Annotated in this window: 20 protein-coding genes; 8 read left to right on the top strand and 12 right to left on the bottom strand. The window is 66.6% G+C overall.

Annotation, left to right across the window (positions count from 1 at the left end; translation table 11 throughout):
• Together tnpA and QRN25_RS19275 are read left to right on the top strand one after the other, a co-directional pair.
• Positions 1–236, top strand: a 236-nt coding sequence (gene tnpA, locus QRN25_RS19280; protein WP_285020863.1) for an IS200/IS605 family transposase, incomplete at its 5' end; no start/stop codon positions are given.
• A complete protein-coding gene (locus QRN25_RS19275; RefSeq protein WP_271183732.1) occupies positions 233–388 on the top strand; it encodes a hypothetical protein in 156 nt (51 codons plus the stop codon). The genes tnpA and QRN25_RS19275, both read left to right, overlap by 4 nt.
• A 6-nt stretch (positions 389–394) precedes the next feature.
• Here the strand turns inward: QRN25_RS19275 and QRN25_RS19270 are convergent, their stop codons facing one another.
• Entirely contained in the window at positions 395–817 is a 423-nt protein-coding gene (locus QRN25_RS19270) for a cupin domain-containing protein (protein WP_271183733.1), read from the bottom strand.
• 109 nt (positions 818–926) lie between these two features.
• Between QRN25_RS19270 and QRN25_RS19265 the strand changes: the two genes are divergently transcribed.
• Both QRN25_RS19265 and QRN25_RS19260 read left to right on the top strand, forming a co-directional pair.
• On the top strand, positions 927–1865 hold the full coding sequence (locus QRN25_RS19265; protein WP_285020862.1) for a hydroxymethylglutaryl-CoA lyase: 939 nt from the start codon (positions 927–929) through the stop codon (positions 1863–1865).
• Positions 1866–1995: 130 nt separating this feature from the next.
• Entirely contained in the window at positions 1996–3423 is a 1428-nt protein-coding gene (locus QRN25_RS19260; RefSeq protein WP_285020861.1) for an MFS transporter, read from the top strand.
• A gap of 80 nt (positions 3424–3503) precedes the next feature.
• On the opposite strand, the gene QRN25_RS19255 is transcribed toward QRN25_RS19260, so the two are convergent.
• Positions 3504–4262, bottom strand: a complete 759-nt coding sequence (locus tag QRN25_RS19255; RefSeq protein ID WP_285020860.1) for an SDR family NAD(P)-dependent oxidoreductase — start codon at positions 4260–4262, stop codon at positions 3504–3506.
• A gap of 227 nt (positions 4263–4489) precedes the next feature.
• On the opposite strand from QRN25_RS19255, the gene QRN25_RS19250 reads away from it, so the two are divergent.
• Both QRN25_RS19250 and QRN25_RS19245 read left to right on the top strand, forming a co-directional pair.
• A complete protein-coding gene (locus QRN25_RS19250; protein ID WP_285020859.1) occupies positions 4490–6649 on the top strand; it encodes a TonB-dependent receptor in 2160 nt (719 codons plus the stop codon).
• Between the two features lie 18 nt (positions 6650–6667).
• Positions 6668–7903, top strand: a complete 1236-nt coding sequence (locus QRN25_RS19245; protein WP_285020858.1) for a cytochrome P450 — start codon at positions 6668–6670, stop codon at positions 7901–7903.
• A gap of 96 nt (positions 7904–7999) precedes the next feature.
• Here QRN25_RS19245 and QRN25_RS19240 read toward each other — a convergent pair whose 3' ends face one another.
• The 8 genes from QRN25_RS19240 to QRN25_RS19205 form a co-directional block, all read right to left on the bottom strand.
• Positions 8000–9544, bottom strand: coding sequence for an FAD-binding oxidoreductase (locus QRN25_RS19240; protein ID WP_285020857.1), 1545 nt, complete (start codon positions 9542–9544; stop codon positions 8000–8002).
• A 157-nt stretch (positions 9545–9701) separates the two neighbouring features.
• Positions 9702–10907: a class I SAM-dependent methyltransferase gene (locus QRN25_RS19235; protein ID WP_285020856.1), complete on the bottom strand. Its 1206-nt coding sequence runs from the start codon at positions 10905–10907 to the stop codon at positions 9702–9704.
• A complete protein-coding gene (locus tag QRN25_RS19230; RefSeq protein ID WP_271183742.1) occupies positions 10907–11587 on the bottom strand; it encodes a DUF3108 domain-containing protein in 681 nt (226 codons plus the stop codon). The genes QRN25_RS19235 and QRN25_RS19230 overlap by 1 nt, the downstream gene beginning before the upstream one ends.
• 20 nt (positions 11588–11607) lie before the next feature.
• Positions 11608–12282, bottom strand: a complete 675-nt coding sequence (locus tag QRN25_RS19225; protein WP_285020855.1) for an SDR family oxidoreductase — start codon at positions 12280–12282, stop codon at positions 11608–11610.
• Positions 12279–13097: an alpha/beta fold hydrolase gene (locus QRN25_RS19220; protein WP_285020854.1), complete on the bottom strand. Its 819-nt coding sequence runs from the start codon at positions 13095–13097 to the stop codon at positions 12279–12281. Before QRN25_RS19220 ends, QRN25_RS19225 begins: the two co-directional genes overlap by 4 nt.
• The gene (locus QRN25_RS19215; protein ID WP_285020853.1) at positions 13097–13471 is read right to left on the bottom strand and encodes a hypothetical protein; all 375 of its coding nucleotides are present in this window, start codon (positions 13469–13471) and stop codon (positions 13097–13099) included. Before QRN25_RS19215 ends, QRN25_RS19220 begins: the two co-directional genes overlap by 1 nt.
• Positions 13468–14151, bottom strand: coding sequence for an isochorismatase family protein (locus tag QRN25_RS19210; RefSeq protein ID WP_285020851.1), 684 nt, complete (start codon positions 14149–14151; stop codon positions 13468–13470). Before QRN25_RS19210 ends, QRN25_RS19215 begins: the two co-directional genes overlap by 4 nt.
• Positions 14148–15038, bottom strand: a complete 891-nt coding sequence (locus tag QRN25_RS19205) for an isocitrate lyase/PEP mutase family protein (protein ID WP_285020850.1) — start codon at positions 15036–15038, stop codon at positions 14148–14150. The genes QRN25_RS19210 and QRN25_RS19205 overlap by 4 nt, the downstream gene beginning before the upstream one ends.
• A 161-nt stretch (positions 15039–15199) precedes the next feature.
• Here QRN25_RS19205 and QRN25_RS19200 point away from each other — a divergent pair, with 161 nt between their 5' ends.
• The gene (locus QRN25_RS19200; RefSeq protein WP_285020849.1) at positions 15200–16156 is read left to right on the top strand and encodes a CobW family GTP-binding protein; all 957 of its coding nucleotides are present in this window, start codon (positions 15200–15202) and stop codon (positions 16154–16156) included.
• Positions 16153–17511, top strand: a complete 1359-nt coding sequence (locus QRN25_RS19195) for a dihydroorotase (RefSeq protein ID WP_285020847.1) — start codon at positions 16153–16155, stop codon at positions 17509–17511. The genes QRN25_RS19200 and QRN25_RS19195 overlap by 4 nt, the downstream gene beginning before the upstream one ends.
• Before the next feature lie 141 nt (positions 17512–17652).
• Here QRN25_RS19195 and QRN25_RS19190 read toward each other — a convergent pair whose 3' ends face one another.
• Together QRN25_RS19190 and QRN25_RS19185 are read right to left on the bottom strand one after the other, a co-directional pair.
• Positions 17653–18846, bottom strand: a complete 1194-nt coding sequence (locus tag QRN25_RS19190) for an aromatic ring-hydroxylating oxygenase subunit alpha (RefSeq protein WP_285020846.1) — start codon at positions 18844–18846, stop codon at positions 17653–17655.
• A 4-nt stretch (positions 18847–18850) separates the two neighbouring features.
• The gene (locus QRN25_RS19185; RefSeq protein WP_285020845.1) at positions 18851–20242 is read right to left on the bottom strand and encodes an MFS transporter; all 1392 of its coding nucleotides are present in this window, start codon (positions 20240–20242) and stop codon (positions 18851–18853) included.
• Positions 20243–20282: the final 40 nt, after the last annotated feature.

Here is a 20282-nt window from a genome sequence, read left to right as displayed (position 1 = left end):
ACATGTTCGTCGAAATCCTGCCGCACGTCTCGGTCGCGGACTTCGTGCGCCGGGCTAAAGGGCGCTCGTCACGCAAGATCCAGCAGGAGTTCGAGCACATCCGCAAGCGCTACTGGGGACAGCGCTTCTGGCAACGCGGCTACTTCTCGACCACTTCCGGCAACATCACCGATGACATCATCATGCGGTATCTCGACAAACATACACACAAGGATGGCTTCAGCCCCCCCTCATGATCCTACCGGCGTCAGCCGGTCAGTCATTCAGTGGCCGCTTCCGTCTCGATGCGCCGGAGCAATCGCTGGCGCTGATCGGCGCACTGTTCGGGCTGGAGCCGCAGCGACGCGGCGGCGCGATCTACCTGGACAAACCGGGCGTCGCCGCCTGAAGCTGTTCAGGCAGCGGCCAGGGTTTTGGCCAGCAGCGTACGCATCTGCTCCTCGACGCCCTCGCCGAAGCCCACGCCCATCGTCAGGCAGCGGCTATCCCCGCCAGGCCATGAACGATGGCCGGTGCCGGTGGTGTCGAGCATCACCAGCACGTCGCCGGGGCCAAGGCGGCGACGCGTCCCGTCGGTCGCCTCGATCTCCCACTCACCCTCCAGCGTGATCGACAAGCCGGCCATGCCGCAAGGGTGCCAGTCGGTGCAGTGGTTGGGATCGCCGGTCGCTATGCCCCAGATCGAGGCCGGGGCGATGCCTTCCCAGTGCGCAGTGCCATCCTTGGCGATCACCTTGCGGGTCAGGGGAATTTCAAGATCGACGAGGCGCGATCCGCCATCGGCTTCGGCATAGATGCACACGGCGGTCTTGGTCATTTCACATCTCCCCGAGTGATCAGCCCGCACGACGAAAACGCCGGTGGACAGGCTGTGAACAAATGATATATAGATATAACAATATAGGCAACAAGAGAGCGTGCAAGACGTGTCGGTTCTGATCAGCGAAGTTGGCCCCCGCGACGGCCTCCAGAACGTCAAGGCAGTGATGCCGACCGAGGCCAAGAAGGCGTGGATCGCCGCCGAGGCCGCCACCGGCGTGCGCGAGATCGAGGTGGGGAGCTTCGTTCCCGCCAAGCTCCTGCCGCAACTGGCGGACACTGCCGAGATCGTCGCTTTTGCGCGCACCCTGCCGGACCTGACGGTGGCGGTACTGGTGCCCAATGCGCGCGGCGCGGCCGATGCGATCGCGGCCGGGGCGCACAAGCTGACCCTGCCGCTGTCGGTCTCGGAAACGCACTCGCTCAAGAACCTGCGCCGCACGCACGATCAGGTGATCGAGGAAGCCGCCCGCATCGCCGCGATGATCCGCGAACTGCCCGAGGGCGAACGCCCGCACTTCGAGGGCAGCCTGTCCACCGTGTTCGGCTGCACGCTGGAGGGCAGCGTGCCCGACGCGCAGATCGCCCGACTGGCGGAGCGGCTGATGGAAGTCGGCTGCGACGAAGTCGGCTTGTCCGACACTACCGGCTACGCCGATCCTTCGGCCGTGCGGCACCTCGTCAAGCTGGTGCGCGGCGTGGTGGGCGACAAGGCGCTGACCGGCATTCACTTGCACAACACGCGCGGCCTGGGTCTCGCCAACGTGCTGGCGGCGCTGGAATGCGGTCTCGACACGATCGACGCCTCGCTCGGCGGCCTCGGCGGCTGCCCCTTCGCGCCCGGCGCCAGCGGCAATATCGTGACCGAGGATCTGGTGTTCATGCTCGAAGCGATGGGCATCGATACCGGGATCGATCTCGATCGTCTCTTCAAGGTCCGTTCGATCGTTGCCGAGGCGCTTCCGGGCGAGCCGCTCTACGGCTTCGTCACCGATGCCGGCCTGCCTTTGGGCTTCGATCCTGGAGCGCGGCGGGAGGCGGCGTAAGGTTCCCGAGCCTCTGCGCCGTTCTCGCTGTGCGGACAACGTGATCTCGCTCTTCCATAGACCCCTGCGCGTAAGCTAGCGTCCTGCCCTTGGTCCTCCTCCCTCCCTCAAGGACGCTAGCAACATCGTCATGACACATGACCTGAAACGGGTGCCCACCCGCACGGCGGCCGCCTATGGCGCCGGGCAGCTCGGCGCGCAGATCTTCCGCGACACGCCGGCCGTTCTCCTGCCGATCTTCATGACCACGATCCTGGGCATCCCGCCCTGGCTCTCGGGGTTCGTCATCCTGATCCCCAAGCTGTGGGTGATCGTCTGCGACCCGCTGGTCGGCGTTTTTTCAGACCGCAAGAAGGAGGCTTGGGGACGCACCGGGTTCCTGACCCTCGGCGCGATCCTGACGAGCATCGGTTTCGCAAGCCTCTTCGCCATCGTCGAATATCCCAGCCCTTATGTTGCTGCGGCGGCGGTCTGCGTGCTGTTCCTGGTCGCCTCGACCGCCTTCAGCATCTACTCGGTGCCCTATCTGGCGGTTGCGTCCGAGCTGTCGAACGACACGCACGAGCGTACCCGCATCCTGACGTTCCGCATGGCGGCGACGATCGGCGGCGTGGTGATCGGTGTCGGCGTCGCGCAGCCGCTAGTCTTCGCGCTCGGCGGCGGTGCCCATGGCTGGCACGTCATGGCGTTCTCCTTCGCGGCGCTCTGCCTCGTCTCGATGCTGGTCCCGGCCATCGGCCTGCGTGGCGTGCCGCTGCTCAAGGGCACGCAGGCGCCGGGGCGGCTGAAGGAGCAGTTGGGTTCCGTGGCGTCGAACAAGCCATTCATGATCCTGCTGGTGACGACCTTCATCCAGGGCATCGGTCAGGCTTCGAGCTATACCGTCATAGGGTTCTACTACGTCTACGCGCTGAACCTGGTGCACATCATCCCGACTTTCGTGATCGCGATGGCCTGCGGCAGCCTGCTGAGCCAGCCGACGTTCCTTTACCTGTCGCGCCGCTTCGGCAAGGAGAAGTGCTACGTCGTCGGTTCGGTGCTGTGGATGCTGGTCACCGTGACCTGGTTCTTCGTCGAGCCCGAAAGCCCCGTCGTCATGACCCTGCCCCTGATCGGCGACGTCACCCGCGAGGGCCTGCTGGTGCTCGCGCGCGGCGTGTTCATCGGCATTGTCAACACCGGCTTCCTGTTGCTCTCGTTCTCGATGCTGACCGATACCGTGGACCTCCATCGCCGCCGCCACGGCTCGGCGAACGAGGGCGTGTTCTCGGGTATCTTCAGCGCCGCCGAGAAGCTGGCCTTCGCGCTCGGCCCGCTGGTGGCGGGGATCATCATGAGTGCTTTCGGCTTCGTCTCCTCCACCCACGGCGTGGTGCAGCAGAGCCAGCACGCGGTGCTCGGCGTGATCCTGCTCTATTCGGCGGTTCCGGTGATCACGCAGTTCCTGAGCCTGCTGGTGTTCTCGCGCTACCGTCTCGACCCGGCCGAGATTTCGACCGGGCCGGAGAACTGGCAGGACGCCGCCCGCCTCGAGCCGTCGCCCGGTCTGGAGCGCTGATCGCGCTATTACGGCGACGACAAAAAGCCCGCCTCGTGCAAAACTAGGCGGGCTTTTTCATGCCTGACGGTAAGTAATGTTCAGGCGCCGGGGATGTTGCCGCCGTCGACCGGGATGAACACGCCCGACACCGCCTTGTTGGCCGGATCGGCAAGGAACAGCACACTGTTCGCGATGTCTTCCGGCGTGGCGAGGCGGCCGAGCGGGCTGTAGGTCTCCATCTTGGCGAGGAAATCGCCGTCGCTCTCGCCGTCCAGCTTGTTGCCCATGAGCATCTCGGTCGGCACTGCGCCCGGCAGCACCGCATTGACGCGCACGCCGTAGCGCCCCGCCGCGCGCGCGGCCGTGCGCGTGGTCATCAGCACCGCCGCCTTCGAGCCGCAATAGGCCGCGCCGGTGGGGTTGGCGGTGATCGACATGCCCGAACCCATGTTGACGATGGCGCCGCCGTTGCCCTTGGCCTTCATCCGCCGGATCGCGTGCTTGCAGCCGAGGAACACGCCGTCGGAGTTGATCGCGAAATGCTTCTGCCACATTTCAAGCGGCATGTCCTCGAATGGGATGTTGGGCCGGTAGATGCCGGCGTTGTTGACGAGCACGTCGATGCCGCCCAGTTCGCGGTCGATGTAGTCCATCAGGGCGATCCAGGAGTCCTCGCTGGTTACGTCCAGCGTGCGCTCGATGATCTTGCCATCAGCCGAGATGTCGCCCGAGGCGGCGAGATCGGCGCTGATGACGGTGGCTCCGCGTGCGGCGAAGGCCGAGACGATGGCTTGGCCCAGACCGCCTGCACCACCGGTCACCACGACGTTCAGTCCGGCAAAATTGTCTTGAATCATCGTGACTTGATATCCCGAAAAAGTGCGCTTTGGGCCCATCGCCCGCTCAGTCGCAGCCGTGAGCCTGTCTCGCGGTTAACCTTCGTCGTTCGCGGGCAAGCACGGATTCTGGGGGCTCTCCGCCTAGTGATAAATCATCGGCTGGTGATCAACAAACTCGACTCAAATTGTTCAAAATCGGATGTGAGGCACCTTCGTCGGACAACAAAGGTTCGGGGAAAATCGCCATGTCCAGTCGGTTCGCTTTCCTTTTCAGCACCGCTTTCGCCACCACTCTTTTTACGGTGCCTGCCATGGCACAGGAGGCTCCGCAGGTATCGTCCGATGCTGTTGGGGGCAATGACATCGTCGTCACCGCGCAGCGCCGCGAACAATCGCTGCAGGACACCCCGATCGCCGTCAGCGCCTTCAGCCCGGCGATGTTGGAGGATCGCGCGATCACCAGCGTGATCAACATCGCCCAGAACACCCCGGGCCTCTATCTCAGCCAGGGCACCGCATCGCCCAGCACGCTGCAGGTCGCCATGCGCGGTGCGCTGGAGCAGAACGGCGGCACGATCACCTCGGAATCGCCGGTCGCGATCTATATCGACGACGTCTATCAGTCGCGCCTCTCGGCTGCCGACTACGACCTTGCCGACATCGAGAGGGTCGAAGTGCTCCGCGGCCCGCAGGGCACGCTTTACGGTCGAAACTCGATGACCGGCGCGATCAAGCTGATCACCCGCCAGCCCAATGGCGAGCACTGGGCGAACTTCGACATCAGCTACGCCCGCTTCGAGGAGGTCAAGGCCAAGGTCAGCGTCGGGGCACCGATCACCGGGAACCTCGCGCTGGCGGCCTCGGGCTTCTATGACAACCGTAACGAGGGCTGGCAGTACAACATCTACACGGGCGATGACGTGACCAAGTTCCGCCGCTATGGCGGCCAGGTCGCGGTCGGCATCACCAATGTCGACAAGCTCGAGGCGGTGGTGACCGCGCGCTATGCGAAGAGCACCAGCGACGGCCAGCACTTCCTGCCGATCGAGCCGACCTCGCCCTACAACCCGGCCATCGGCTTCTACGAGACGCGCACGCCGCTACCCGCCATCGGCAACAACGAGCAATATTCGTTCTCCGGCCGCCTCGGCTATGACCTGAGCGACACGATCACCGTGCGCTCGATCACTGCCTACCAGCACCTCAAGGAGCGCTGGGCGCTCGACTTCGCGGGTGGCTACGTCGCGCCGGGCAGCACTGCCGACCCCATCGTCGGCTTCTATCGCGACAGTCTGGGCCGTCAGAACCAGTTCACGCAGGAATTCCAGCTGCTCGCTAACAGCGCGGACGATCGGTTCCACTTCATCGCGGGCGCCTTCTATTTCCATGAGCATGCGGAGCAGGGCACGGCGGGCGACATCTTCCTGGGCTTCCAGCTCCAGCCCTCGACGATCGACACGACCTCGAAGAGCTACGCCGGATACGCGCAGGCGGACTACGAGATCGTCCCCGGCCTGACCGCATCGGCCGGCATCCGCTACACGCATGACACCAAGTCGTTCTTCGGTACTACGCCGGACTCGCTGGGCGTCATCCACGACCTGAACTACGCCATCAAGGCGAACGTCTGGACGCCCAAGTTCAACCTGCAGTACAAGTTCTCGCCCGACGCTATGGTCTACGCCACCGTGGCGCGAGGTTACCGCGCCGCCGGGTTCAACTCGCTCAATTCCGGTGAGCCAAATGGCTACGGACGGCCCTACGCGCCCGAATTCGCATGGTCCTACGAAGTGGGCGCCAAAGTCGACCTGCTCGACCGTGCGCTGCAGTTGAACCTTGCCGCCTACCACGAGAGTCTCGACAACCTGCAGACGCTGGCGCTCGGCAACGTGGCGGGCAGCTACCTGATCCAGAACGCCGCGAAGGCCAAGGTGGAGGGCGTCGAACTGGAATCGACCCTCCGCCCGATAGAGGGGGTCAGCCTCTTCGGGAACGTCACCTACACTTACGACAAGTACCAGGAACTCGATCCGGGATCGCAGGCTGCGACCTCCGGCGCGACCCGCCTGCCGCTGATCTCGCGCTGGCAGTACCAGGTCGGCGGCACGGCGGATATTCCGCTGGGCGACAGCACGGTGACGCTCGCGGCCGACTACAGCTGGCGCGCGGCGTACAACTCGCTGGTCTCGCTGTCGGAAGCTTCGCAGAATCCGGCGATCGGGCGCGCCAATGCCTCGATCACCTACAAGCTGCCGGGTGAGCGCGTACAGATCTATGCGCAGGCCACCAATGTCTTCAATTCGAAGGACTGGTTCGCCTCGGCCGAGTTCGTGCCCGGCCTGTTCGGCTACAAGATCCCGCTGGAGCCGCGCGTGTGGCGCGTCGGCTTCCGCTACAAGATGTGACCTGAAGGAGTGACGGATATGGCCGGAGAGACCGGAATCGCAGAACCGGTGCAGGATGTCGACTTCGGCTCCCCGGCCTTCCTCGAAGATCCCTGGAGCCCGCTGCGTGCGCTCCAGGATCAGGACCCGGTGTTCTGGAGCGAGAAGCAGCAGGCGTGGATCGTCACCCGCTACGAAGACGTCATGGCGACTTTCCGCGATCAGCGCCTGTCCGCCTCGCGCATTGTGCCATTTCTTTCCACGCTGGTGCCTGACGTGCGCGCCGAGTATCCGCTCGTCGCGCATTTCGAGGAGAAGTGGATCTCCAACGTCGACCAGCCCGTCCACTCGCGGCTGCGGCGACTGATGGCGAACGCCTTCTCGCGCAAGGTGGTGGATGCCCTGCGCCCCGCCTCGCGCAAGATCAGCGAGGACATCCTGCGTGAAGTGAACGGGCGAGAGGTGGACTACGTGCACGCCGTCGCGCGTGAACTGCCGGCGCGCGTGATCACCGCGATGTTCGGCATTCCGGACCACTTGCGCGACCAGTTCGCCGACTGGGCGGGCGCGATCCAGCAGGCCACCGGCGCGGCCGTGCTGACGCGCGAGATGGTGGACCTCTATCACCAGACCCTCGCCGACATGAACGTCGAACTGCTCAAGCTGATCGCCGAGCGGCGCGAGAGCCCGAAGGAAGACCTGCTCAGCCAGTTCGTCCAGGCGCGCGATGCCAACGACCAGCTTTCCGACGACGAACTGCTGGGCGCCTGCCACGCCACGATCATCGCCGGGTTCGAGACGACGATGCACATGCTGACGCTGGGCATGCTCGAACTGCACGAGCGGCCCGCGCTGCAGGCGCGCCTGCTTTCCGGGCCGGCCGACGCGGCAAAGGTGGTGGACGAACTGCTGCGCTACATCGGCATGGCCAAGGGCATGCTGCGCATCGCGCGCGAGGATTTCGAGTGGCATGGTCACACGATCCGCAAGGGCGACTTCGTCTACGGCATGAACATCTCGGCCAACCGTGACCCCCGCATGTGGCAGCGGCCCGACGAGATCGCCCCGGACCGCGACAACAACCGCTCTATGGCGTTCGGGCCGGGCATGCATTTCTGCCTCGGTCACCTGCTGGCGAAGATGGAATTGGCGGAGTTCTTCACCGAACTTTTCGGCAGCTACGACGTGACGATCCTCTCCGCCGAGCGACCGTGGATCAACAGCTTCACGTTCCGAGGGCTGGACCGGCTGCCGGTGCGGATCAGCAGGAAATAGCCACATACCTCGTCATTGCGAGCGAAGCGAAGCAATCCAGGGCAGTATAATATCGCCCTGGATTGCTTCGCTTCGCTCGCAATGACGAGGCAGGGGTCAAATCCCCAGCGCACCCGGGTTGAGCAGGCCCTTCGGATCGACCTGCGCCTTCACCGCACGCAGCAGCGTCAACGCGCCCTCGTCACGCTCGCGCGTGTAGGGATAGAGCTTGCCCACCTGGAAATGGCCCGCTCCGTGGGCATGCATCAGACCGATGATCTCGGTGCGGATTTCCTCGACGAGCGCGGCGCCGTCGGGGTTTTCGGCATAGCGGGGCAGCCCGGCAAGGTAACCCGGCTCCATCATCCGTTCATGGTAAGGCGTCAGTGCGTCCTTCCAGTACAGTGCCGGTTCGTAAAGGAACGTCCCCGCCCCGATCGACGAGAACATCGCTCCGATATAGGCGCCCTTGCGATCCATCTCCGCGCGCTTGCTGTCGATGTAGGAGGTGAAGGCGGCATGGAACGCCGCGACGCGCGAGTGCGGCAGCAGGCCGTGCAGCGGCACCCAGCGCTCGCCTGCGGGGCCGAGCATGTTGTGCAGCGGCTGGAACGGCATGGCGCGCACGACCGTCGGCACCGAGTTGGCGATCTCGCGCCCGAAGCCGAGCGCGACCATGCGAATGGCGTCGATCTTGGCGCGCGCCTCGATGGCGGAGTAGCCGTCGGCGATGTAGTGGGCGGCGTAAGGCGCGGAGGCCAGCACCCGCCGCCCCGCCGCCGCCATGCGGACCAGACTGCGCGCGCCCGCCAGCGCGCTGGGCGAGGACTGCCACACGCCCTTGGCCACCGAGAGCATCGTGCCGGTGTCCTGCTTGGCGATCTGCCCTTGCGACAGCGCGAGGTCGAGGCCGAAGGACTTCTCCTCGATCTTCATGCCGGCGATGGCGGACATGCAGCCGTGCAGAGCGGCGAAGTCGGGGAAAGTGAAGGACGCGGTCTCGTGCGCGGGCTTGCGGCGCAATAGCTTGAGGATGATCGCGGTCTTGATCCCCAGCGCCCCGGAATCGCCGAGGAACAGCCCGGCAAGGTCCGGGCCGTAATTGCGGAAACGGCCCCGGCTTGCCTGCGATCCGGTCGTGCCCGTACGCACGAACGTCCCGTCCGGCAGCAGCACTTCGAGCGCCACTACGCTGTCGGCCGAAATGCCGTTGGCGTTGGAGCCATGGCCGTTGGCGTTCTGGCTCACGGTGCCGCCGACGCTGGCGGCAAGCCCGCTGAAGGTGCCGACGAAGGGCACCTTGAGGCCGCGCGGGGCCAAGGCATCGTCGAGCGCCTTCCAGCTGATGCCGGGTTCGACGGTGACGGTCATGTCGATCTCGTCGAGCGAGACGATGCGGTCGAGGCCGGAGCTGTCGATGACCACGCTGTCCGCGCGCCTGGGCAAATGCGCGTCGGTATAGGAGACGCCGCCGCCGCGCGTGTGGATGGCAAGGCCCGCCTCCGCCGCCGCGATTACGATCGCGCGCAAGTCCTCCACGCTGGTCGGGCGGAACACGCCCGCCGGGGTTGCGTGGCGGCGATAGACGTCGGAACCGAAGAACGCCGCCTCGCCGTCAGGCAAGCGCGACGGGGAAAGGACGAGGGCGTCGGGCAGGGTCATGGCTGGCATCTCCTGTTCTGTTCTAACTGGCTTCCGAGACTGGAAAGTACATCGTCATTGCGAGGCCCTGCAGGGGCCGCGGCAATCTAGGGCGTCGCAGCGTCGGTCTGGATTGCTTCGCTTCGCTCGCAATGACGAAGTGAGGGGCGAGATGAGGTTAGCCCGGCTTGCGTGCGATCAGCACTTCCCAGCCGCCGCCGGGGGCATATTCGCCCGCCTTGAATTCGCGGTCGGCCAGTTCGTCGGCCTTGGCGGCGTCGTAGCCCGTCGCGTCGGCCCCGGCGTATTCACGGATGACCATCGGCGCGGTGTCGAAGCGGATCGTCTCGGGATCGAAGCCCGCGTTCTTCGCAAGGCCCACCTGGTCCATCTCGCGCATGGCGCCCCAGAACGGCTCGTTGTTGTAGTAGGTCTCGTTGTCGAGGATGAACTGGGTGAACGGGTCCATCAGGTCGAACGGCGGCAGGTCGCAGTGGATCATCAGGCCGCCGGGACGCAGCAGGCGGAAGCACTCGTCGAAGATCCTGGGCATCGCCTTGCCGCTGGTCTCGTGCAGCAGGATATGGCTGACGACGAGGTCGAAGGAGGCGTCCTCGAACTCGGTCTTCTCCGCGTTCATCTGCGCGAAGTTCACCGTCTCGCCCAGCGCCACCGAGCGGGCGTGGGCATAGCGCACCAGCGGCTCGGCGACGTCGATGCCCCAGACTTCCGCCTCGGGAAAGAACTCCTTGTAGGGCAGGGTCGAGTGGCCGACCGTGCAGCCCATGTCGAGCACGCGTGTCGGCGCGAAATCGGGCATGGTGCGGCGGATATAGTTCACCACCGATCGGCCCTTGCCGTCGTTGAACGGCCCGCCGTAGCCCATGCCGTAGAGGTAGACGCCGCGTTCATAGAGGGCGCCCGCCGCGAACTGCTCGGCATCATGGTGGGAAGCATAGCCGCCCGGCATGCAGTGGATGTCGAGCGCGGTGACGTAGCGGGGCACCTCGAACGCTTCGGGAATGCGCAGTTCGCCGCCCTGTCCCTCGCGTGCCTTCACCTCGGCGGCGAGGCGGGGCCAGTCGCGTTCGATGGTGTCCACCACCGAGAGCCACAGCAGCTCCTGCGCCGTCCGGTTGAGCGCGGCGTAGGACTGGAAGAACGGCTCCTTCTTCATCGTTTTTCGCACGTCGTGACGGCTGGCGAGATCGACGCCGAGCGACTGCGATTCCGCCGAGGTCTTGGCGAACAGCGGGGTCAGGCCGGGCAGGACCTCGCGCTGGATGAAGCCGCGCAGGCCCTTGGCGAAGTTCTGGCGGCTCGCCTCGTCGTGGCTGGCGCGCGGGAGGACCGGGTGGTCGGCCTGCTGGAAGACGTTGAGCATCAGCCGAGTCCTGCGAGTTCGTAGCGCACCGGCCCGAACGAGCCTTGCAGACGCAGCGGCAGGTAATCGCCCGGGGTCACCCAGAAGTCGGCGTATTCGGGCACGAATTCGCTCCAGCGGACCTTGAAGTGCTCGGCCTCGAAGCTGCCTGCGCGCACGGTGATCTCCTCGCGGCCGACGTAAGTGACCAGCGGCGTCACGCAGTGCGCGCGGTAATTGCCCATGCCCCATTCGGAGATCGAGTTGGTCACGCATGTCACCGGCTTCTCGACGCCCGGATCGGCCGTGCCGCAGGCGGCCGCCACCAGTACGTCGGCAAGGATCGTGTGCATGCCGAGGTAGTCGATCCGCTTGCCCGTCTCCAGCCGCTGCGAGAACCGCCCGGCCTCCTGCGAGAAGACTTCCGCCTCCACTGCGGTGCCGTCGACGCGGAACCAGCAGTGTGCCTTGAGGTTGCCGTCGACGAACTCGCGGGTCTGCGCCTCGATCGGGTTCCAGTCGCCGTCCACCGACCAGGTTGCGTTGCGCAGCACCTTGCGGTCGTCGAACTCGATGGTGGCGTTCATCAGCCGGCCCTTGTCCCAGACCGACATGGTGAAGGCCTCGCGGCCCCATTCCTCGTCGCCTTCCTTGAGGTGGACGACACGGCCGGAGAGATGCTTCGGAATCTGGTAGGTCATGGTCGGTCCTTTGGAAAAGTTCACCAGGGAACGGTGTCCCCGGTGTATTCGAGGAACGGGGCGCCATCGGCCGAGGGGTGGGCAGTGCTGACGAGGCGGTAGATGCCGTCCACGCTGTCGGCGACTTCGACGGTGGCGTCGGCGCCGCCCATCTCGGTCTTCGCCCAGCCGGGGCAGATGATCAGGACGGCGCGTTTTTCGCCGTGAGTGACGGCGAAGCTGCGCGCCAGCATGTTGAGCGCCGCCTTGCTGACGCGGTAGAGGTCCGCGCCCGCCAGCGTGTTGCGCACCATCGAGCCCATGCCCGAACTGGTGAAGGCGAATGTGCCGCCTTCGGGCACCAGCGGTTCCAGCAGGGTGGCGAGGCGCACGCTGCCGATGGCGTTGGTCTTGAGGACGCGCAGGATTTCCTCGTCGGCGCGCTCCCAGATCGGCGCGTCGCCCTGGGGCAGGATGCCCGCGACGATGTGCAATACGTCGATCCGCTGCCCGGCTAGGCTGTCGCGCAGGGCGAGCGCCTGGTCCTCGTCGGTGATGTCGAGCGGCAGGACGGTGACGCCGTCCAGCGCCTCCAGCGCCGGGGAGGGGACCACGGTGGTCGCCACCACGTCCCACCCTTCGGCGCGGTATCGCTGCGCAAGCGCGAGGCCGAGGCCCTGCGTCGCGCCGACGAGCAGGACCCGGCGCGGGATCACTGCCAGCCCGCTCCGCGCAGGAACTTCGCGACTTCGTCGGCCCATGCCTCGGGCTGCTGGTCGACGATATCGACGCCGCCGCCTTCCAGCGCCGCGAAGGCGAAGTGTGGGAAGAGTTCGGATGCGCGCTGCGCGTGGTCGAAGATCATGTCGCCGGTGTTCGACAAGATCAGCGTCGGCTGTTTCACTTGCGCCAGCTGCGGTTCCTGGTCGTACATGTAGGCGGCGTTGTGGCCGTACCAGAAGGCGCCGCGCCCGATCAGCGCCTGCACCACGTAGTCGCTGAGGCGCGCGTGCGGGATGGTGCCGCTGGCAAGGTTGTTACGAATGTCGAACAGTTCCGCCATGTGCCCGGCATGCTCGCGCGCGTGGTAGCCCAGTTCCCACTGATGCAGGTTGTCGAGGAAGTTCTGGCGGTCGGCGGCGCTGACGAGCAGTGGTCCGTTGACGATCAGCGCGGCGATGCGATCGGGGAACAGCAGCGCGCCCTCGGTCGCCGCCAGCGCGCCGGTGTGGTGGCCGAGCAGGGCCGCGCGCTCGATCCCCAGCGTGTCCAGCACGGCGGGAATGACTTGCGCATAATCGGTAACCGTCGGAGTGTCCGGCGTCGGGTCGGACATGCCGAAGCCGGGCATGTCGATGCCGATCGCGCGATACCCGCGCGCCGCGAGCGGGGCGTAGACGTTGTCGAACTGGCCCGAGGTCATCGGCGCCTGATGGAACATCAGCAGCGCGGGGCCTTCGCCCGTCTCCTGGAAATGGACCTGCCCGAACGGGCCGTCGGCGTAATGACGGCGGGGCCAAGGGTGTGTCATCAAATGTCTCCTGTCGCGACCTTGTCGAGCGTCTCGCGGTAGGTTCGGTCGCTGTACTTGTGTTCGAGTTCGCTGCGCCGCTGGCGCGAGAATTGGAAGAGCCTGCCGTAGAAGTCCTGAAGCGCCTGCTCGCGCGTCCGCAGCAGGGCGTCGTCGGGCTGGAGCGCCTCGATCTCGGCGGCGAGGTCGATCCCGTGGCGGGTCATGACGCGCTCGGCGGTGTCGAGCCTTTCGCGCACGACATGCAGTTCCTGCGCAAGCACCAGCACCATCGACATGACTTCGTCGACGCCTTCGGTCGCGAAGAACTCGGGACGCTTGCCGCGCACGGTACGGGCCAGTTCGGGGCGGGGGAGTTCAGGCGTGTCGCTCATGCGTTCAATCCGTCCAGCGCTGCCAGCACCTGCGCCAGCGGTTCCACGTCGGCGTACTTGTAGGCCATGTCGAACAGGTTCACCGCGTGGGCCGTGGGGCTGCGGTCGTAGACGCATTCCTCGGGCACGGTGACGCGGAAGTTGTAGGCGAAGGCGTCCACCACGCTACCGCGCACGCAGCCGCTGGTGGTGCAGCCGGTGACGACCACGCTGTCGCAGCCCAGATCGATCAGGTAGCTGGCGAGCGGGGTGCCGAAGAAGGCGCTGGGGTGCTTCTTGGGCAGCAGCACGTCGCCGGGGTGCGGCGCCACGGCCTCGACGAAGCGGTAGCCCTCTGCGCCGATGGTCATAAGTTCGGGGACCTTGGCGGCAAGGCGCCCCTGATCGAACGCCTCCTTGGGGGCGACATGGGGGTAGAGCACTGGCAGCCCGAGTTCGCGGAACTTCGCCAGCAGCGGGGCGATGTGGCGCACCGCCTCCCACCCGGCATCGCCGCAGCTGGTCTTGAACTCCTCGATGGAGTCCCAGAACGGCGCCTCGCGCGTGCCGATGGTGCGGTACTGCACGTCGATGATGAGCAGCGCCGGACGCTTGCCGAGGCCGCCCGGGCGACCGAAACCGGCAGCGCGGTAGCGGCGCTCCTCCTCCTCGGAGACGATCCCGCTCCAGGGTCTTGTCATGGCTTCACGTCGCCTTCGTAGTGCAGGCGCATCGCGTCCCACTCTGCGGTGCGCACAACCTTCTGGCGCTGGACGAAGTCGGCGAGGCGATCGCCCACGTTATGCAGCGAACCGTCGTCCCTCAGCGCGCCCAGAACCTGCTGCATCGCCAGCACCGAAGCCTGCAGCGCGGCATTGGCGTAGAGAACGAGGCCGTAGCCCATCGCCTCGAACTCGCTTGCGGGGAAGGGCGGGGTCTTGCCGCCGTGGACCACGTTGACGAGGTGCGGCAGGCCGGGATTGCGGCCCGGCGCGTCGCGCAGTTCGGCTTCGGTGGTCAGCGCCTCGACGAACAGGATGTCGGCGCCCGCCTCGGCATAGCGGCTGGCGCGCTCGATGGCGGCTTCGTAGCCTTCCACCGCCTTGGCGTCGGTGCGGGCCATGATCAGCGTGTTTTCGTCGCGCCGGGCATCGACCGCCGCCTTGATCTTGCCGATCATCTCGGCGGCAGGGGCCACGTCCTTGCCCTCAAAGTGGCCGCAGCGCTTGGGGAAGACCTGATCCTCGATCTGGATCACCGCCGCGCCGGCCGCCTCGAGGCGGCGCACCGCGTGATAGCAGCTGACCGAATTGCCGTATCCGGTGTCGGCATCGACGACCAGCGGCAGGTCCACCACGGCGGCGATCCGCTCCACCGCCTGCGCCATGTCGGACAGGCCCAGGATGCCGATGTCGGGGAGGCCCAGCTCGGTATTCGCCACGCCCGCGCCGGTGACGTAGAGCGCCTCGTAGCCAAGATCCTGCGCCACGCGGGCGGCCAGCGGATTGGCGACGCCCGGCAGCAGGACGGCGCGCTTGTCTGCCCCGTTTGGTGAAGATAGGCGCAGCTTGAATTCGTGTCTGGTCATGAGGCCGGAGACTATCGCTGCCGTGGCCACGCGGGAGGCGGCGCGCGGGGGCTATCCGGCAGGCGGAGTTTGTTCGGCTGGCGGGGAAAAGCGCGCATCGGGGCTGGCTCATGAGCGCACCGGCCTAGTCTGCCCGGATGACGCCAGACGAGCGCATCCCTGTGGAGATACTCACCGGCTTCCTCGGCAGCGGCAAGACGACGCTGCTCAACCGGATGCTGTCGGACGGCGCCTTTCGCGACACCGCCGTGGTGGTGAACGAGCTGGGCGAGATCGGGCTCGACCACCTTCTCGTCGAAACCGCGCCGGGGCAGGTGGCCTTGCTGGAGGGCGGGTGCCTGTGCTGCGCCGTGGTCGACTCGCTTCCCGAAACGCTGCTGGATCTCGTGCGCCGCCGAGCTGGCGGGGACCTGCCGAGGTTCGGGCGCATCGTCATCGAGACGACCGGGCTCGCCGATCCCGGTCCGATCATGGAAGTGGTCCGCCGCAGCCCGCTGCTGGCGCATTTCCTGTCGCTGGGCGTGGTCGTCACCGCGCTCGACATGCTGGGCGGGCAAGGGCAGGTGGAGCGTCACCCGGAGGCGCTGCGCCAGCTGGTGCTGGCCGACCGGCTGGTCCTGACCAAGCTGGACTTGCGGGGGCCCCTCGCGCCTGAGGAATGCGTCTGGATCGCCGGGGCCAATCCGCTGGCGGACGTGGTCACCGCATCGGACGTCCTCGCTGATCCGGCGCTGCTGCTGGCCCCTTCGCGCGGGGCGCGGCCTGCCGTGACGGACGATCACGCGGCGCATAGCCATGGCGTGCGGGCCTGGAGCTTTCCCCTGGGCGAGCCGGTCACCCGCTCCGGCCTCGCGGCTTTCGCGGCGGCGCTGGATCACCGGCTGGGCGCGGACCTGCTGCGCTGCAAGGGGCTGGCCCGGACGCGCGGCCGCCTGTTGCTGGTGCAGGGCGTCGGCGCGCGCTTCTCCGTGACCGAGGCGCCGCCGTCTGCCGCGGAGGCTGGGCCGCACCTCACCGTCATCGTCCAGCGGCGCGAGGCAGGCGAGATCGCCGCGCTGCTTCCGTGGCTCCACGTACCCGAGGGCACGATGCCCCCATCCAAAGAGGACCTGCAATGAGCGGCTTCGACCTCCTGATCGCCAACGGCACCATCGTCGATCCCGTCGGCGGTATCGCTCAGGGCGACATCGCCATCACCGATGGCCGCATCGCCGCGCGCCTCGCCTCCGACAGCGGAGTTACGGCGCGCGAGACGATCGATGCCACGGGACTGCACGTCTTCCCCGGCCTCATCGACACCCATGTCCATTTCGGGTTCGGGGAACCGATTACCGAATACACCACCGAGACGCAGCACGCGGCCATTGGCGGCTTCACGTCGATCCTTGGCTATTTTCTGTCGAGCGATGGCTACGGCGATATCTTCGACGCCGAACATGCCCATGCCCGCGAGCGGTCGCACATCGATTTCGGCTTCCACTTCTCCGTCGCCAGCGAGCGCCACGTCGAGGAAATGGAGCGCTACGTCGCCGACTACGGCGTCACGTCGTTCAAGTATTTCATGAACTTCAAGGGTGAGGAAGGCCGCTACCTCGGCCTCGACGGGACCGACGACGGCTACTTCTACGCGCTGCTGGAAAAGGCCGCGAGCCTTGGCGAAGTCACCATCGTCGTCCACACCGAGAACATCGAGCTGGTCAACCGCTTCCGCCGCGCCAGCATCGCTGGGGGCGGCATGACGCTGAAGGACTGGAACCTCTCCAAGCCCGCGATCACCGAGGCGGAGAGCACCATCCGTGCGCTCTATCTGGCGGAAAAGCTGGGCGCGCGCATCTATATCCCGCACATCTCCACGCGCATGGCGTTGGACGAGGTGCGCCGCTGGCGGGACCGCTACGACCGGGTGACGGTGGAGACCTGCCCGCACTACCTGACGCACGACTGGGATGCCGACATCGGCCCCATCGGCAAGGCGAACCCGCCGTTTCGCAGCCCGGACGACGTCGCGGCGCTATGGGAAGGGCTGGCCGACGGCGCCATCGACGTCGTCGCTTCGGACCACGTACCCCGCAAGCGCGCCACCAAGGAGAAGCCGGTGTGGCAGGCCTCGCAGGGCTTTCCCGGCACGGCGACGATCCTGCCGGTGCTGCTCGACCAGGGGTATCACAAGGGGCGCTTGTCGCTCGAGCGGATCGCGCAGTTGCTCACCAGCCGTCCGGCGGAGATCTTTTCCATGAAGGGCAAGGGCAGCCTGGCTCACGGTGCAGATGGGGACGTGACGCTGGTGGACCTCGAGCAGAGCCGCGTGGTCGATCCTGCGGCGCTGGCTTCGTATTCGGACTATAGCCTTTACGAAGGCTGGACCCTGCGGGGCTGGCCGGTACGAGCGATCCTGCGCGGGGAGACGATCATGCAGGATGGCCGGGTCGTGGGCGCGGGGGGGTATGGGCGTTATCTGGAACGACGGGGGTGAGGGCTGGCGTAGGGAGGCCCACCCCTGTCCCCTCCCGCGAGCGGGAGGGGGATGAGAAAATAGCGCTAGGTTCCCCCTCCCGCTTGCGGGAGGGGCGCGAGACTTGGCGATTTATCGCCTAGTCGCAGCGGGGTGGGCCTCTCAGGCCTCACCCAACCCCAGTTCTTCCAGTTGATCCGCCCAGTCGCGGTGCCATTTCTGCACGAGAATCTCGTTCGCCCCGAATACGGCGCTGAACCCCTCCGGCGCGTTCGACAGGTTGCGGTAGGCTTCCTCCGAGACGCTGTAGTCCTCCGTACGCACCACATCCTCGATGAAGCCGTGGAGCACCTGCCAGTCCTCGTCCGGCTGCGGGCCGTCGGCGTGGCCGGGGCGATAGGTGGCCATGCGCGTCACCGTGCTGCCGGGCGTCTCACCGGGGTAGAGGTGGTAGAACCCGTAGAACATCTCCCCGTTCGGACCCGAGGAGACGTTGAGGTTGATGTTGGGAAAGATGAAGTAGTTGCCGCCGAAGTTCTCGTCCGGCCACTCCGTCTCAGGCGCGTCGGCGAGCGCGTACCAGTCCTTGCGGGGGAAGCCCATGCGGGCGTGGCGGTCGAACGGGGTTAGCGCCATGACGTTGGAGACGAGGCGCGGGGCCACCGTGGTCGCGTGCAGGGTCGCGAAATGGTAGCTTTCGCAGTAAGTGTCCCAGGCGCATTTCCAGTTGGTGCGCGTTTCCAGCCGGCTGCGGCGCATCGGCCGGGCGCGGCCGAGTTCGAGGTGCACCAGTTCCGCCGCGAAAGGGCCGAGCCATTGCGCTACGTCGATCGGGCCGCCTTCCGGGTCGGCGCGCACGAAGACCATGCCCGCCCATTCCGTTACCGGCAGCTCGACCAGCCCGCGCGCCTCGCGCTCCATGCCCGCGAAGCCCTCCGCGCCGGGCAGGCCGATCAGCTTGCCCTTGAGGTCGAAGGTCCAGCCGTGGAAGCGGCAGGTCATGCGCTTGCGGCTGTCGCATTCGGTCACGAGGCGCGCGGCGCGGTGCGGGCACATATTGAGGAAAGCGCGTACCTGCCCTTCGCCGTCGCGCAGGATCACGATCTCGGGGCCGAGGGCATCGAACAGCAGCTTGTCGCCCGGCTCCGCCACGTCGAGCGAGAGGCAGGCCATGATCGGCAGCTTGCGGAAAGCCTCGCGCTCCCGGGCATGGCGGTCAGGATCGACGTAGGCGTGGGCGTCGATCTCCATGACGGTCTCGGCCAAGTCTGTCCGCCCGTCGCGCAGGCGCTCGACGAGGGCGCGGCGCAATGAGTTGTGGGAGTCCCGGCGTGCGAAAGAGGGATCGGCGGTCATCGGATCAGTGTCCCCGGTAACGGATGAAGGCGAGGAGGCTCAGCGCCTTGAGTACGGCCGGATAGACCGCGAAGCAGAGCACCAGCGTAGTGAGGGCGCCGGGCGTCTGCGGCACCGCGCCGCTGCCCTTGGCGCCGACGAAGCCGCCGAGGCTGAGCAGCACGCCGGTGATCGCCGGGCCGAGCGCGAAGGCGACTTTCTCCAGCGCGCTGAACACGCCGGAATAGACGCCCGCGCGTGATGCGCCGGTGGTCTCGCGGTCGTGCTGGATGGTGTCGGTCAGCATCGACAGCGCCATCAGCAGGTACATCGAATTGAACAGGCCCCACAGGAACCCGCGCAGCGCCATCAGCACGATTCCCGGCGCGGGGATGCCGAGGTGTGCGGCGATCCAGCCGTTCTCGGTCGGCCCGGCGGTGATCCAGGAGAGGCAAAACAGCGACCAGCCGAGCACCCCGGTGACGAACAATGCGCGCTTGGAGAAGCGGCGGCTCAGCCAGACCGTCAGCGGCTGGGCGACCAGCACCGAAGCGGCGGCGAAGACGTTGACGATGGCCAGAGCGCCCGCATCGTGCAGGACGTAGAGGAAGAACAGGCCGAAGACGGTGTAAGTCATGCCCTGCGCCGTCAGCGCGAAGAAATAGGTGGTGGCCAGGCTCACGAAGCCCCGGTTGCGCCACAAGGCGAGGATGTCGGCCTTGCCGGTCGCGCCTTCGGGGCGGGGCAGGGTGATGAGGCGGGTGCGGCGCACGGTCGCCCAGGTCACGCCCATGCTCACCAGGCAGACGAGGCCGTAGAGCATCCCCATGCGGTTGAAGCCATGCCAGCCGTCGCCCAGCCACTGCGCCACCGGCAGCGCATAGCCCGCGCCGATGGCGACGCCGACGGCCAGGAAGACAAGGCGATAGGCGAGGATCGTCGTGCGCTCGCGCGGGCTCTCGCTCATCTCGGACGCGACCGAGAGGTAGGGCACCGAGAACAGGCTGTAGGCGGTCGAGGCGAGCGCGAACGCGAGCGACATGTAGGCTGCGCTGGCCAGCGGGGAGGCGAAGTCCGGCGCGCTGAACATCAGCACGAAAGCGAGGGCCGAAAGCAGCGCGCCCGCGCCGAGGAAGGGGGCGCGGCCCCAGCTGGTGGCACGCCGGTCCGACCATCCGCCGACGAGGGGGTCGCAGAACACGATCCACGCCTTGGGGATCAGGATCGCGATGCCCGCCATCCACGCCGGGATGCCGAGCACGGTGATCATGTAGATCGGCAGGATCAGCGCGGGGGTGTCGCGGAAGATCTGCGCCCCCACCGCCCCGCTGCCATAGCCGAGCCGGGTGGCAAGGCTGACGCGCGGAGTGCGTGCCGGGGGTGAGGTCATGGCGGCGTCGTAGGTCGCTTCGAGCATCAGCGTTCCTCTTGTGCGGCGATCATGGGTATCCCGCCTT

The sequence above is a fragment of the Novosphingobium sp. fls2-241-R2A-195 genome, assembly GCF_030209485.1.
Lineage (GTDB): Bacteria > Pseudomonadota > Alphaproteobacteria > Sphingomonadales > Sphingomonadaceae > Novosphingobium > Novosphingobium resinovorum.
The sequence above is the reverse complement of the archived record's forward strand: the minus strand, read 5'-3'. Positions and strand labels throughout refer to the sequence as shown.